This is a genomic window from Streptomyces sp. NBC_00659 (assembly GCF_036226925.1).
Taxonomy (GTDB): Bacteria; Actinomycetota; Actinomycetes; order Streptomycetales; family Streptomycetaceae; genus Streptomyces.
The window spans coordinates 2,154,585-2,168,077 of record NZ_CP109031.1; the positions used below are offsets into that span (position 1 = coordinate 2,154,585).

Genomic DNA, 13,493 nt, shown 5'->3' on the forward strand with positions numbered 1-13,493 from the left:
TCGCAAAGGACGGGCCCCGGCCGGAAGCTTCCGGCCGGGGCCCGTCCTTTGCGTTCGGGTCGCGGCGTGTGCCCGGACCGTTCAGGACGGGACCGGGCTCCGCCGAGCCGCCCGCGCCCGGAACGTGGACCGTGCTCCTACGCGTCCAGCCTCTGGCCGCGCAGCAGGAACCAGGCCGCCACCGCGGTGGCCAGCAGGACCACCGCTCCCGCGGCCGAGGCCAGCGCCAGGCCGTCCACGAAGGACTCCCTGGCCGCGGTCAGCAGCGCGTCGGCGGTGTGCCCGGGGAGGTTTCCGGCGGCCTCCACCGCTCCGCCGAGCGATTCGTGCGCCGCGGCCGGTGTGCCCGCGGGGCCTGTGAAGCCCGCGTAGACGCCGGTCACGACGGAGCCGAGCAGCGCGATGCCCAGGGCCGCGCCGAGTTCGTACGCCGTCTCGGAGACCGCGGACGCGGCGCCCGCCTGCTCCTTGGGCACGGCGGAGAGGATGACGTCGGCGGTGACGGTGAACGAGAAGCCCGCGCCGACGCCGACGACCAGCAGGGCCGCGCCGAGCAGCGGATAGCCGGTGGACCGGTCCAGCACGGTGAGCGCGCCGAGCGCGAGACCCACGGCGGCGAGTCCGCCGGACACGACGGTGCGCACGGAGAAGCGCCGGGCGAACCGTCCCGCGACCAGACCCGCCGCCACCGCGCCCACCGCGGCGGGGACTTCGGCGAGCCCCGCCTCGAACGGCCCGCGTCCCTGCACGAGTTGCAGGTACTGGGAGAGGAAGAACACGAGCCCGGACATGCCGAGCACCGTGAACAGGTCGGCGAGCACCGCGCCGGAGAATCCCCGGTTGCGGAACAGACGGACGTCCAACAGCGGTGCGGGAAGTGTCAGTTGGCGACGCACGAACCAGACGAGGGCGCCCCCGCCCAGCAGGCCCACGACGAGCGCCCGGCCGCCTGGTCCGTGCGCGGCGAGCTCCTTCACCGCGTACACCACACCGATGACTCCGACGAGCGAGAGCGTCACACTGATCAGGTCCCAGGGCCCGGGGTTCGGGCTCTTCGACTCGGGGAGCAGCCTGCGCCCGACGAGGACGAGGACCACCATCACCGGAAGGTTGATGAGGAAGACCGAACCCCACCAGAAGTGTTCGAGCAGAAGGCCGCCGACGACGGGACCGACCGCCGTGCCCGCGGAGGCCGTCGCGCCCCAGATGCCGATGGCGAGGCTGCGTTCGCGCGAGTCGTGGAAGATGTTGCGGATCAGGGCGAGGGTGGCGGGCATCAGGGTCGCGCCCGCGACGCCGAGCAGCGCCCGCGCCAGGATCATCGTCTCGGGTGTCGTGGCATAGGCGTTGAGCACAGATATCAGGCCGAACGCCGTGGCGCCGGCCAGCAGCAGCCTCTTGCGGCCGATGCGGTCGCCGAGACTGCCCATGGAGACGAGCAGACCGGCGATGACGAAGGAGTAGACGTCACCGATCCACAGAAGCTGGGTGCCCGAGGGTTCGAGGTCCTCGCTGATGTACGGGGTCGCGAGGCCGAGGACGGTCGCGTCGACGGCCACCAGCAGCACGGCGAGGACGAGGACGCAGAGCGCGAGCCAGCGGCCCGGGCGCTTCGGCGTCTCCGTCACAACGGCCGGCCGCAGGGTGCTGGTCATGGTTCCTCTCTCCTGAGCGCGCCGCCGAGCAGCAGCTCGACGATCATGTGGTGGAAGTCGTTGGCGGCGACCCGGCCCTCGGTCACGGCCCAGGCCGCCGAGGCCATCAGCCCGTAGAGCGCCTCGGTGAGCCAGGCCGGGCTGAGGTCGATGCGGAACTCGCCGCTCTGCTGGCCGCGCCGGAACAGCGCGGCCATCCGCGCGTCGAGCCGGGCCCAGCCCTCGTGCTGCCCGTCGCCCTCGAAGAGCTGGTTCTCCGTGTAGAGGAAGGCGAGCAGTCCGGCCACCTTCTCCAGCTCCCGCACCAGACGGCGCACGGCTTCCTGGGCGGTGCCGTCGTCGAGGCGGGCCGCGTCCAGGGCGGCCTCGCACTCCTCGATGCCGAGCGCCTCCAGCGCGCGTACGAGCGCGTCCCGGCCGGCGAACTGGCGGTGCAGCGTGGCCCGGCTGATCCCGGCGGCCTTGGCGACCTCGTCCATGGTCGCGGTGGATTTCCGGGTGAGCAGGGCGGCTGCGCTGCGCAGCACGTGATCACGGTCGACAGCCATGAGACAACGGTACCGCACCTGAGACATCAATGTCTCATGCGGCGCATGTGTGTCTCACACTTGTCTGGTCCAGACGTTGCTCGAAGCCCTTCCGATGCGCCTGCTCCGCGACTCCTCGCACCCAGGCGCTCAGGACACCAGGGACTCAGGGCGCTCAGTGCCAGGGGAGTTGTCCGCGTCGCTCCCAGTACGCCCGCGGTTCCTCCACGAGGGCGGCGAGCCGGGAGAGCTGGCCGTCGTCGAGGTCGACGACCGCGGCGTGCAGGTTGGAGACGAGCTGGTTGGCGGTGGCCGCCCCCGAGAGCACGACACCGGCCCAGGGCTGCCGCAGGATCACCGCGAGGGCGACCGCGTCGCAGCCGAGGGAGGTCTCTGCGGCGACGGCGCGCAGCGCCTCCGGCGCGTGAGGACCGGCGAGCCGGCCATTGCCCATGCCCTCCTTGACGATCACCGTGAGCCCGGCGTCGTGGGCCTCGGCGAGCGCCGGGGCGGCGGAGGTCTCCAGGACGTTGTACGTGGACTGGACGGTACGGAAGAGCGGCTCGCCGTCCACCGTGACGGCGAGCGCGGCACGGATCGCCTCCGCCTGGGCGGGCCCGCTGGTGGAGAAGCCGATCGACAGGCCCTGGGCGGCCGCTTCGGCGAGGGCCGCATGCAGTTCCTTGTCAGTGAGGGCCGGGCTGTCCGGGGTCACCGAGTGGATCTGGTAGAGGTCGAGCCGGTCGCCGAGCAGTTCCGCGGTCTCGGCGCGCTGGCGCTCGTACATGGCGAGGCCGTGGTCCTTGACCTCGTGCGCCTCGGCGTCGGTGCGCCAGTCGGCCGTGTAGGCGTAGCCCCACTTGCTGCCGATGACGACGTCGTCGACGTCCGGGCGGCTGTTCAGCCAGCCGGCGAGGAACTCCTCCGAACGGCCGTAGGAGCGGGCCACGTCGAAATAGCGCACGCCCTGGGCGTAGGCGGCTTCGAGGAGTTCACGGGTGCGCTCGCGCAGGGCGTCGACACTGCGGTCGGCCGGGAGGTCCTCCTCGCGCCCGAGGTTGATGTAGCCGGGGCGGCCCACGGCGGCGAGCCCCAGGCCGAGGTGGGCGGTGGGAGTCGTGGCTGAGGCGAGACGTGCGAAGGGCATCGCGGCTCCGTTCGGTCGGCTCCTTTACGGCTCCCGGCCAACGTAACCCGCGACACCCTCCGTCGTACGCACCCGCCCCGGTCCGCGGACCGTGTCCGCTCCGCGGGTGGGACAGAGTGCCGTCGGTCTACTTCTTCCGCTTGGCCGCCGCCCAGGTCTGCTGCGCGGCGACGTCCGTCTTGATCTCGGCGAGCTGGACGGCGACGGCGCTCGGTGCCGTACCGCCGCGGCCGTCGCGGGAGGCGAGGGCTCCGGAGACGTCGAGGACCGTCCGCACCTCGGGCGTCAGGTGCGCCGAGATCTTCGCGAACTGCTCGTCGGTCAGCTCGTCCAGTTCCTTGCCGTCCGCCTCCGCGACCTTCACGCACTCACCGGCGACCTCGTGCGCGACGCGGAAGGGCACGCCCTGCTTGACCAGCCACTCGGCGATGTCGGTGGCGAGCGAGAAACCGGCCGGGGCCAGCTCCTCCATGCGCTCGCGGTGGACGGTCAGCGTGGCCATCATGCCGGTGAAGGCGGGGAGCAGGACCTCCAGCTGGTCGCAGGAGTCGAAGACCGGTTCCTTGTCCTCCTGGAGGTCGCGGTTGTACGCGAGGGGCAGGGCCTTGAGCGTGGCCATCAGCCCGGTCAGGTTGCCGATCAGCCGGCCCGACTTGCCGCGCGCGAGTTCGGCGATGTCCGGGTTCTTCTTCTGCGGCATGATCGAGGAGCCGGTGGAGAACGCGTCGTGGAGGGTGACGAAGGAGAACTCCTTCGTGTTCCAGATGATGACCTCCTCGGCGATCCGGGAGAGGTTCACGCCGATCATCGCGGTGACGAAGGCGAACTCCGCCACGAAGTCGCGGGAGGCCGTGCCGTCGATGGAGTTGGCGACACTGCCGTGCTCGAATCCGAGGTCCTTCGCCACCGCCTCGGGGTCCAGGCCGAGGGAGGAACCGGCCAGGGCGCCGGAGCCGTACGGCGAGACGGCCGTCCGCTCGTCCCACTGGCGCAGCCGTTCCGCGTCCCGGGACAGGGACTGGACGTGGGCCAGGACGTGATGCGCGAACAGCACCGGCTGGGCGTGCTGGAGGTGGGTGCGCCCCGGCATCGCCACATCCGGGTGGGCCTCCGCCAGACCGATCAGCGCCTCCTGGAGGTCGGCGATCAGACCGCCGATGATCCGGGCGTGGTCGCGCAGGTACATCCGGAAGAGCGTGGCCACCTGGTCGTTGCGGGAGCGGCCGGCGCGGAGCTTGCCGCCGAGGTCGGGGCCGAGGCGTTCGAGGAGGCCGCGCTCGAGAGCCGTGTGCACGTCCTCGTCGGCGATCGTGCCCACGAAGGAGCCGTCGGCGACGTCCGACTCCAGCCGGTCCAGGCCCCCGATCATGCGCGTGAGCTCGTCCTCGGTGAGCAGGCCCGCCTTGTGCAGCACGCGCGCGTGGGCACGCGAACCGGCGATGTCGTACGGCGCGAGGCGCCAGTCGAAGTGGACCGACGCGGACAGCTTGGCCAGGGCCTCGGCGGGACCGTCGGCGAACCGTCCGCCCCAGAGCCGGACGTCACCGCTGTTGCTGCTCACTTGCGTTACTCCTCGAAAGGTGTGGATGTGCCGCCGCCTCCCCACGCGTGCGTGAGGAGGCGGCTGCCAGGCTAGTGCTCGGGAGGCTCAGGGGCGGCGGACACGACACGGTCCGCGCCGAGTCCCTTACGGCTCAGGCCAGGTCCCGCTTCGCAGCGATCTTCGACGACAGGCTGTAGATGTCGATGAAGCCCTTGGCCGCGGCCTGGTCGAAGGTGTCGCCGGTGTCGTACGTGGCGAGGTCGAAGTCGTAGAGCGAGGTGTCGGAGCGCCGGCCCGTGACGACCGCGCGGCCGCCGTGCAGGGTCATCCGGATGTCGCCGTTGACGTGCTGGCTGGCCTCGTCGATGAAGCCGTCCAGGGCGCGCTTGAGCGGGGAGAACCACTGGCCGTCGTAGACCAGTTCGCCCCAGCGCTGCTCGACCTGCCGCTTGTAGCGGGCGAGTTCACGCTCGACCGTGACGTTCTCCAGCTCCTGGTGCGCGGTGATCAGCGCGATCGCGCCCGGAGCCTCGTACACCTCACGGGACTTGATGCCCACGAGCCGGTCCTCGACCATGTCGATCCGGCCGATGCCCTGGGCGCCGGCGCGCTCGTTGAGCTGCTGGATCGCCTGGAGCACGCTGACGGGCTTGCCGTCGATCGCGACCGGGACGCCCTGCTTGAAGGTGATGATCACCTCGTCGGCCTCGCGGTGCTCGGCCGGGTTCGAGGTGTACTCGTAGATGTCCTCGATCGGCGCGTTCCAGATGTCCTCCAGGAAGCCCGTCTCGACCGCGCGCCCGAAGACGTTCTGGTCGATGGAGTACGGGGACTTCTTGGTGGTGGCGATCGGGAGCTGCTTCTCCTCGCAGAAGGCGATCGCCTTGTCCCGGGTCATCGCGTAGTCGCGGACCGGGGCGATGCACTTGAGGTCGGGGGCGAGGGCGACGATGCCGGCCTCGAACCGCACCTGGTCGTTGCCCTTGCCGGTGCAGCCGTGGGCGACCGTGGTGGCACCGTGCTTCTGGGCGGCGGCGACGAGGTGCTTGACGATCGTCGGCCGGGAGAGGGCGGAGACCAGCGGGTAGCGGTCCATGTAGAGGGCGTTGGCCTTGATCGCCGGGAGGCAGTACTCATCGGCGAACTCGTCCTTGGCGTCCGCGACCTCGGCCTCGACGGCACCGCAGGCGAGTGCTCGCTTGCGGATGACGTCCAGGTCCTCGCCGCCCTGGCCGACGTCGACCGCAACGGCGATGACCTCGGCGCCCGTCTCCTCGGCGATCCAGCCGATGGCGACGGAGGTGTCCAGACCGCCCGAGTAGGCGAGTACGACGCGCTCGGTCACGGGATTCTCCTCACAGTGCATTCGCTGACATGCATGAGTATGCAACACTCTGCATGGTTCGTCAATCTCGGCCCGCGGGACTGCGACTTCCTCCGGCGTCCGGGCGCTGGTCCCCATCCGGCGTCCGGGCGCTGGTCCCCATCCGGCGTCCGGACGGTGACCTCCTCCGGTGTCCGGCGGCGGAATCCTCCTGCACCATGGCGGCGCCTTCCCGGCACGCGCAGCCGAGGAATCTTCACGGAGGGTTGAACACCCGAAACCGCTTTCGCGTATCTCCCGCTGAACGCAGGCGCCGCGTTCGCGCACGGCAGGCACACGAACGATGACCGACCGGACGAACACCGGGCGGTCGTCAGCCCCCGACCCGAGTGAGGATTCCGCATGTCCAGGGCTCTTCCGAAGTACAACAAGCGGCGCGTCGTGATGATCGGCGGAGCCTCCGCCGTGGTGCTGTCCGCGGCGGTGATCGCCGGCAGCGCCCTGGCGGGCGAGTCGCACGACACCGCGCAGAACGCCACGACGAAGGCCGCGGCGAACACGGTGAACTGCCCGGCGGTCGCCCCGAGCCTGCCCTCGGTCCCCGCCTCCGCGAAGGCCGAGGTCGACCGCAACCTGGCCCTGCTGAACACCCAGATCGCCGAGGCGAACAAGCGGCTGGTCGACACCGTCGGACAGGGCGGCCCGAACTTCGTCCAGAACGCGATCCTCGGCCCCCTCAAGGACAAGCGGGCCTCCACCATCGACCGCATCGCGATCTCCATCGGCCGCACCGCCGCCAAGCCCACCGGCCTGGACACCCTCGCCGCCTGCACGCTCAACACCGCGGGCGCGGCCGCCGGCGGTGCGGGCGCCGCCTCCACCGCGCCGAGCGCGCCGGCCACGGCGCAGGCGGGCGGTGACGCCTCCGGAGCGGGTGCCGCCACCGCCGCCGGCACCATCACCTGCCCGGACGTCGCCTCGCAGCTGCCCGCCGTGCCGGCCTCCGCCAAGGCCGAGGTCGACCGCAACCTGGCCCTGCTGAACACCCAGATCGCCGAGGCGAACAAGCGGCTGGTCGACACCGTCGGACAGGGCGGCCCGAACTTCGTCCAGAACGCGATCCTCGGCCCCCTCAAGGACAAGCGGGTCTCCACCATCGACCGCATCGCGATCTCCATCGGCCGCACCGCCGCCAAGCCCACCGGCCTGGACACCCTCGCCGCCTGCACGCTCAACAAGTGACCTGACCCGCCATGCGTACCGCCCCGCCGGCAAGGGCCGGGGCGGTACGCGGGTTCCGGCGGTGCCCCTGAACGACGCCGCCGGAACCCGCAACCCCTTAGACAGGCGAAAGGTTTTCCCCGATAATCGTTAGACATGGGAAAGACCTATGAGCGCATCGACGGCCGCCTCCGCACCTTCATCGAGGCACAGCCCCTCTTCTTCACCGCGACCGCGCCCCTGTCCGGGGACGGCACGGTCAACCTCTCCCCCAAAGGGCTCAGCGGCTCGTTCGCCGTTCTCGACGAACTGACCGTGGCCTATCTGGACTTCGCCGGGAGCACCGCGGAGACGATCGCGCATCTGCGCGAGAACGGCCGGATCACCCTGATGTGGTGCGCCTTCCAGGGTCCGCCCAACATCGTCCGGGTGCACGGCCGCGGCGAGCCGGTCTTCCGCGACGACCCGCGCTTCGCGGAACTCCTCACCCACTTCGGCGGTGTCGACCCGACCGCTCACGGGCTGCGCGCGATCATCGTCGTGACGGCCGAGCTCGTCCGCGACTCCTGCGGCTACGCGGTGCCCTACATGTCCTACGACGAGGACCGCGACCTGCACGGCAGGCGCTTCGCGCGCGAGGACGACGCGTCGCTGAACGCGTACTTCACCAAGAAGGAGCACATCGCGACGAGCCTGGACGGACTTCCCGGGCTGCCGCTGCCGTTGCCCCCCAGTACGGTCTGAGCCATGCGCCTCGGAGCCGCCGCCCTCGCGTCCGTGTCCCTGCTCGCCCTGGCCCCGAGCGGACCGCCGCCCGTCGCCGTACTGCCCTCGCGGCTGGCCGGCACCGGCGGCGGGAGCCAGATCCTCACCGCCGAGGCACCACGCGCGAACGCGACCTCGGGGACCCTCACCTGGTGGGACCTGCGGGGCGGGCGCTGGGTGCGGGCCGGCTCCGCGCCCGCGCGGTTCGGGGCGCGAGGACTCGTCGAGGGCGGAGCCCGGCGCCAGGGCACCGACACGACACCCACGGGACTGTACGAGCTGCCGTACGCGTTCGGGACCCGGGCGGCACCGGACGGGACCTCGATGGCGTACCGCCGGGTGAACCAGGACTCCTGGTGGTGCCAGGACAACGCCTCCCGGTCGTACAACCGGTGGACGGAGCCGCGCCCCGCGGACTGCCGGGCCGGGGAGTCCGAGCATCTGATCGCCTACGAGAAGCAGTACGCGTACGCCCTCGTCATCGGGTTCAACTACGCGCGGCCGGTGCGGGGGCGTGGCGCGGGGATCTTCCTGCACGTCGACGGGAGCGGGCCCACGGCCGGTTGCGTGTCCGTGCCGGCGGACGCGATGCGGCGGATCCTCGTGTGGGCCGATCCCGCGCGCAGGCCGCACATCGCCATCGGCACGACGGGCGGGGCGACGGCGATCACCCGGTACTGACGGCTCCGAGGGAGCGGCGGCGACCCGGTACGGGGGTACGGGCCGCGTTTCAGGCCGTGGTTCAGGCCGCCGGGAGTCTGACCGTGAACGTGGTCGCTCCCGGGCCGCTCTCCAGGGTGACCGTGCCGTCGTGTGCCTCGACCACGGCCGCGACGATCGACAGGCCGAGCCCGGCTCCGCCGCCGGAGCCGTCGGCGCGGCGGCGGTCCGCGCGGGTGAAGCGCTCGAAGACGCCGGGCCGGACCTCCTCGGGAACCCCGGGGCCGTCGTCGTGGACCTTCAGCACGGCCTCCTTGCCGGCACGCTCCAGGGACACCGTCACCCGGGTGCCCTCGGGCGTGTGGACCCGCGCGTTGGCCAGCAGATTGGCCGACACCTGCTGGAGCCGGTGCGCGTCGCCCGTCACGATCACCGGCTCCTCCGGCAGTTCCAGGACCCAGCGGTGGCCGGGGCCCGCCGCGCGGGCGTCGGTGACCGCGTCGAGGACGAGGTGGGTGAGGTCGACGGGAAGACGTTCCAGGGGGCGGCCCGCGTCGAGGCGGGCCAGCAGCAGCAGGTCGTCGACCATCTCGCCCATGCGCGCCGACTCCGCGGCGATCCGTTCGAGGGCGCGCGTCACCTTCGGGGGGACCGGGCCGGGGTGCAGCAGCGCCAGCTCGGCGTGGCCGCGGACCGAGGCGACCGGGGTGCGCAGCTCGTGGCTGGCGTCGGCGGCGAAGGTGCGCAGCCGTTCCTCGCTCGCGTGCCGCTTGGTGAGCGCGTCCTCGACATGGCCGAGCATGCGGTCGAAGGCGCCGGCGACGCGGCCCACCTCGCTGCGCGGGTCCGACCCTGGCGCCCGTGGAGGCAGTGCCACCTCGCCACTGGCGAGCGGCAGTTCGCTCACCCGGGTGGCGGTCTCGGCGACCCGGTTCAGCGGTCGGAGCGACCAGCGCACCCACAGGGCTCCGGCGACCCCGGCGACCACGAGGGCCACGCCGAAGACCAGGGCGGCGACGAGTTCCAGACGGTGGACGGCCGCGTCGACCGGCTCCGTGGGCAGCCCGGTGACCAGCACGTCACCGTCCTTGCCGGGTACCGCGAGGACGCGGTAGCCGCCCAGGGCCGAAAGACGGACGGTGTGGGCCCGGCCGTCCACCGGCACCGCGGCCAGGACCGCCTCGTCGTGAGCGGTCGGATCCACGTTCCGCACGGCTGTGCCGGAGCCCGGCGGCACAACGGCGGCGTTGGTGACGTCGTCGCCGAGCAGGCGTGCTCCGAACGTGCCGGTTGCCTGACGCCGGGTGTCGCCGCGTTCGTCTCCGTCGTGGTCGGACGGCTTGCCGGACGGCATCGCCGAACCGTGCTCCAGGCTCGCCGGGAACCGCGGCCCGGCTTCCTGGAGCTGCTGGTCGAGGCGGCCGGTCAGGAAGCCGTCCAGTTCGTAGACCGCGGCCACGCCGACGGCCGCGCAGCTCACGGCCAGGAGCACCACGAGGCCGGCGGTGAGGCGGGCGCGCATCGTGCGGGGCCGCGGCAGCGCGCGCAGGGCCGCCCCCGGCCGGGCACACCAGCGGCGGCCGGCCCCGGCCCGGTCCCGCGTGTCCGGGTTCACCGGCCCACCACGGGCTTGATGACGTACCCGGCGCCCCGGACCGTGTGGATCATCGGGTCCCGGCCCGCGTCGACCTTCTTGCGCAGGTAGGAGATGTACAGCTCGACGACATGGGCCTGGCCCCCGAAGTCGTACGACCAGACGCGGTCGAGGATCTGTGCCTTGCTGAGCACGCGGCGCGGGTTGCGCATGAGGAAGCGCAGCAGCTCGAACTCGGTCGGCGACAGCTCGATCAGGTCGCCGCCCCGGGTCACCTCCCGGGCCTCCTCGTCCATCGCCAGGTCCCCGACGACGAGCCGCGGGCCCTCGTCGGCGCGGCGGGCCATACCGGCACGGCGCAGCAGTCCGCGCAGCCGGGCGACGACCTCTTCCAGACTGAACGGCTTGGTGACGTAGTCGTCGCCGCCCGCCGTGATGCCGGCGATGCGGTCCTCCACCGCGTCCCGGGCGGTGAGGAAGAGGACGCAGACGTCCGGCAGCACGGTGTGCAGGTCGCGCAGCACGGCGAAGCCGTCGGTGTCCGGGAGCATCACGTCGAGGACGACGGCGTCGGGCAGCAGCTCGCGCGCCCTCGCGGCGGCCGAGGTGCCGTCGCAGGCGGTGCGGACCTCCCAGCCCTCGTAGCGCAGCGCGCCGGACAGGACCTCGGCCAGGTCCGGATCGTCGTCGACGACCAGGACACGCACGGAGGTGCCGTCGGGCCGGGTGAGCGAGGGCGGCCTGCCGGTCCCGCGGGACAGGACAGCACCGGCGCCAGGGTCACCGACGGCACCGGACACCGGGTGCCGGGGAGTGCCGGGTGCCGGGTCACGGAGAGCGCCGGAGTCCGGGTCCCGAGGAGTGCCGGAGTCCGGGTCCCGGGGAGTACCAGGGGCCGGGTCCCGGGAGAGGCCGGGGTCCGGGGCGCGGGAGAGGCCGGGGTCCGGGGCGGGAGTCTTCATGTCGCCTTCCAGCATCGCCCCTCCCGGCGGCCGCTCCACGCCGCGCGACCTCTGAGTTCCCTGTGAGTCGGCGCGGAAGGGGCCGGTTCAGAGCCTGCTCAGAGGTTCACCACGCACAGTTCTCTTCCGGATGGCGCGAAAGAAGGGCGGACAGATGACCACGGTGTACCAGCGGGCGGCTCACCCGCGCACGACGCGGGGAGGCGGGCGGCCCCGTCCCTCGCCCGCCGGGCCGCTGCTGGCCCTGCTGTGGGCGGGAGCGGCTGCGGTCCTCGCCCTGTGGTGGACCGACACACGGTCGGTGGTGGGCCTGGCCGGCTGGCTGACGGACGCCGGGCGGATCGCCGGGCTGCTGTGCGGCTACGGCTGCGCCGTTCTGGTGGCGCTCATGGCGCGGGTCCCGCTCCTGGAGCGGCGCGTCGGCTCCGACCGCGTGGCCCGCTGGCACGCCATGGCCGGCCGGTACACGATCTGCCTGCTGGTCGCGCACGTGACACTGATCCTCTTCGGCTACGCGGCCCAGGACGGGACCGGCATCGTCCACGAGACGCTCAGCGTGGTGTTCGACTACCCGGACATGCTCAAGGCGACGACCGGCACGGTCATCCTGTTCGCCGTCGGGATCACCTCGGCACGCCTGGCCCGCCGCCGGATCAGTCACGAGTTCTGGTACTACGTGCACCTGCTGACGTACGCGGCGGTCTTCCTGGCCTTCTTCCACCAGCTCGCGCTCGGCTCCGACTTCGTCGGCGACGCGGCGGCGCGGGCCGCCTGGTACGCCCTCTACCTCGGTACGGCCGGGCTCGTCGTGTGGTTCCGGCTGCTCGCCCCCGTACGGCTCAACCGGCGCCACCGGCTGCGCGTGGAGTCCGTGCACCGGGAGTCCCCCGGGGTCTTCTCCATCGTGATCCGCGGGGAGCACCTGGACGAACTGGACGCGCGGGCCGGCCAGTTCTTCCGCTGGCGCTTCCTCGCCGACGGGATGCGGTGGACCTCGACGCCGTACTCCCTGTCGGCACCGCCCCGTCCCGACCGGATGCGGATCACGGTGAAGGCACTCGGGGACCACAGCGCGGCCGTGGGCATGCTGCGCCCCGGCACCCGGGTGTGGGCGGAGGGGCCCTACGGCTCGCTGACGGCGGACCGGAGCACGGCGTCGAAGGCGCTGCTGATAGCGGGCGGCGTCGGCATCACACCGCTGCGCGCCCTGTTCGAGACCCTGCCCGGCCGGGTCACGCTGCTCTACCGGGCGCGCACGGCCGAGGACTTGGCGCTGGGCGGCGAGCTGGAGGACATCGCACGCTGGCGCGGGGCCCGTGTCCTGTACGCCCTCAACGCCGCCGACGGCACCCGACCGCGGCTCACCGCCGAGTCGCTGCGCGCGACCGTGCCCGACATCGCCGAGCACGACGTCTATCTCTGCGGACCTCCCGCGATGGCGCGGGATCTGTACGGGGAGCTGCGCGCCGCGGGAGTCCCCGACCGCCGTATCCACCACGAGTCGTTCGAGCTGTGAGGCCGCCGTGCACGCCCTGAAGAAGAACCGTCCGCTGCGCCGGGTGACGCTGGCGGCCGCCGCCACGGTCACCGGTTTCGTCCTGCTGCTGTCGCTGAAGCCGCACACAGCGCCGACAGCGGCCGACGCCGCGTCGTCCGCGGGCCGTTCCCCGTCCTCGTCCTCGTCCTCGTCGTCCTCGTCCTCGTCGGGAAGCTCGTCCGGGGACTCCTCGGGAGCGTCCGGGGGCTCCAAGAGCACGGGGACGGGGACCGTCACCGGCGACTCGGTGCAGACCCGTTGGGGGCCGGTCCAGGTGCGGATCACGCTGAAGGACGGCAAGATCACCGAATCCACGGCAGTCGTCTATCCTTCGGACAATCCCAGGGACCAGGAGATCAACGGTTACGCGCTTCCCGAGCTCAGGCGCGAGACGCTGGCCGCACAGAGCGCCCAGATCGACTCGGTGTCCGGAGCCACGTACACCAGTGACGGATACAGGCAGTCGCTGCAGTCCGCACTGGACTCGGCGGGCTTCTGAACGCACGGGCGTCGCGGACCGTATCTCTGGGCCAGGGGGCCACTCCCCTCACCCCGTCT

12 protein-coding genes are annotated in these 13,493 nt (G+C 72.1%); 5 read left to right on the plus strand and 7 right to left on the minus strand.

Annotation, left to right across the window (positions count from 1 at the left end; translation table 11 throughout):
- Nucleotides 1-137: 137 nt before the first annotated feature.
- The 5 genes from OG410_RS09260 to OG410_RS09280 form a co-directional block, all read right to left on the minus strand.
- Nucleotides 138-1,655: an MFS transporter gene (locus OG410_RS09260; protein ID WP_329298667.1), complete on the minus strand. Its 1,518-nt coding sequence runs from the start codon at nt 1,653-1,655 to the stop codon at nt 138-140.
- The gene (locus OG410_RS09265; RefSeq protein ID WP_326788850.1) at nt 1,652-2,203 is read right to left on the minus strand and encodes a TetR/AcrR family transcriptional regulator; all 552 of its coding nucleotides are present in this window, start codon (nt 2,201-2,203) and stop codon (nt 1,652-1,654) included. Before OG410_RS09265 ends, OG410_RS09260 begins: the two co-directional genes overlap by 4 nt.
- 154 nt (nt 2,204-2,357) lie before the next feature.
- Nucleotides 2,358-3,329 carry an aldo/keto reductase gene (locus tag OG410_RS09270; protein WP_329298668.1) on the minus strand — a complete coding sequence of 324 codons (972 nt, stop codon included), beginning with the start codon at nt 3,327-3,329 and terminating at the stop codon, nt 2,358-2,360.
- Between the two features lie 127 nt (nt 3,330-3,456).
- Nucleotides 3,457-4,890 carry an argininosuccinate lyase gene (argH, locus tag OG410_RS09275; protein ID WP_329298669.1) on the minus strand — a complete coding sequence of 478 codons (1,434 nt, stop codon included), beginning with the start codon at nt 4,888-4,890 and terminating at the stop codon, nt 3,457-3,459.
- Between the two features lie 133 nt (nt 4,891-5,023).
- Complete coding sequence (locus OG410_RS09280) at nt 5,024-6,217, minus strand: argininosuccinate synthase (RefSeq protein WP_329298670.1); 1,194 nt, start codon at nt 6,215-6,217, stop codon at nt 5,024-5,026.
- 381 nt (nt 6,218-6,598) lie between these two features.
- On the opposite strand from OG410_RS09280, the gene OG410_RS09285 reads away from it, so the two are divergent.
- The 3 genes from OG410_RS09285 (at nt 6,599) to OG410_RS09295 (ending at nt 8,863) form a co-directional block, all read left to right on the plus strand.
- A complete protein-coding gene (locus OG410_RS09285) occupies nt 6,599-7,438 on the plus strand; it encodes a hypothetical protein (protein ID WP_329298671.1) in 840 nt (279 codons plus the stop codon).
- 135 nt (nt 7,439-7,573) lie between these two features.
- A complete protein-coding gene (locus OG410_RS09290; RefSeq protein WP_329298673.1) occupies nt 7,574-8,161 on the plus strand; it encodes a pyridoxamine 5'-phosphate oxidase family protein in 588 nt (195 codons plus the stop codon).
- A gap of 3 nt (nt 8,162-8,164) precedes the next feature.
- On the plus strand, nt 8,165-8,863 hold the full coding sequence (locus OG410_RS09295; protein WP_329298674.1) for a L,D-transpeptidase family protein: 699 nt from the start codon (nt 8,165-8,167) through the stop codon (nt 8,861-8,863).
- 61 nt (nt 8,864-8,924) lie between these two features.
- On the opposite strand, the gene OG410_RS09300 is transcribed toward OG410_RS09295, so the two are convergent.
- On the minus strand, nt 8,925-10,364 hold the full coding sequence (locus OG410_RS09300) for a sensor histidine kinase (protein ID WP_329304065.1): 1,440 nt from the start codon (nt 10,362-10,364) through the stop codon (nt 8,925-8,927).
- Between the two features lie 89 nt (nt 10,365-10,453).
- Nucleotides 10,454-11,197, minus strand: coding sequence for a response regulator transcription factor (locus OG410_RS09305; RefSeq protein ID WP_329304066.1), 744 nt, complete (start codon nt 11,195-11,197; stop codon nt 10,454-10,456).
- 355 nt (nt 11,198-11,552) lie between these two features.
- Here OG410_RS09305 and OG410_RS09310 point away from each other — a divergent pair, with 355 nt between their 5' ends.
- Together OG410_RS09310 and OG410_RS09315 are read left to right on the plus strand one after the other, a co-directional pair.
- Nucleotides 11,553-12,914 carry a ferredoxin reductase family protein gene (locus OG410_RS09310; protein ID WP_329298675.1) on the plus strand — a complete coding sequence of 454 codons (1,362 nt, stop codon included), beginning with the start codon at nt 11,553-11,555 and terminating at the stop codon, nt 12,912-12,914.
- Between the two features lie 7 nt (nt 12,915-12,921).
- Nucleotides 12,922-13,434: an FMN-binding protein gene (locus OG410_RS09315; protein WP_329298676.1), complete on the plus strand. Its 513-nt coding sequence runs from the start codon at nt 12,922-12,924 to the stop codon at nt 13,432-13,434.
- The last annotated feature ends 59 nt before the right edge of the window (nt 13,435-13,493 follow it).

What these genes read in the sequence shown, in the direction of transcription:
- OG410_RS09310 (WP_329298675.1), top strand. Translation starts at nt 11,553, where the DNA reads ATGACCACGGTGTACCAGCGGGCGGCTCACCCGCGCACGACGCGGGGA.
- OG410_RS09265 (WP_326788850.1), bottom strand. Translation starts at nt 2,203, where the DNA reads ATGGCTGTCGACCGTGATCACGTGCTGCGCAGCGCAGCCGCCCTGCTC.
- OG410_RS09260 (WP_329298667.1), bottom strand. Translation starts at nt 1,655, where the DNA reads ATGACCAGCACCCTGCGGCCGGCCGTTGTGACGGAGACGCCGAAGCGC.
- OG410_RS09290 (WP_329298673.1), top strand. Translation starts at nt 7,574, where the DNA reads ATGGGAAAGACCTATGAGCGCATCGACGGCCGCCTCCGCACCTTCATC.
- OG410_RS09285 (WP_329298671.1), top strand. Translation starts at nt 6,599, where the DNA reads ATGTCCAGGGCTCTTCCGAAGTACAACAAGCGGCGCGTCGTGATGATC.
- OG410_RS09295 (WP_329298674.1), top strand. Translation starts at nt 8,165, where the DNA reads ATGCGCCTCGGAGCCGCCGCCCTCGCGTCCGTGTCCCTGCTCGCCCTG.
- OG410_RS09270 (WP_329298668.1), bottom strand. Translation starts at nt 3,329, where the DNA reads ATGCCCTTCGCACGTCTCGCCTCAGCCACGACTCCCACCGCCCACCTC.
- OG410_RS09300 (WP_329304065.1), bottom strand. Translation starts at nt 10,364, where the DNA reads ATGCGCGCCCGCCTCACCGCCGGCCTCGTGGTGCTCCTGGCCGTGAGC.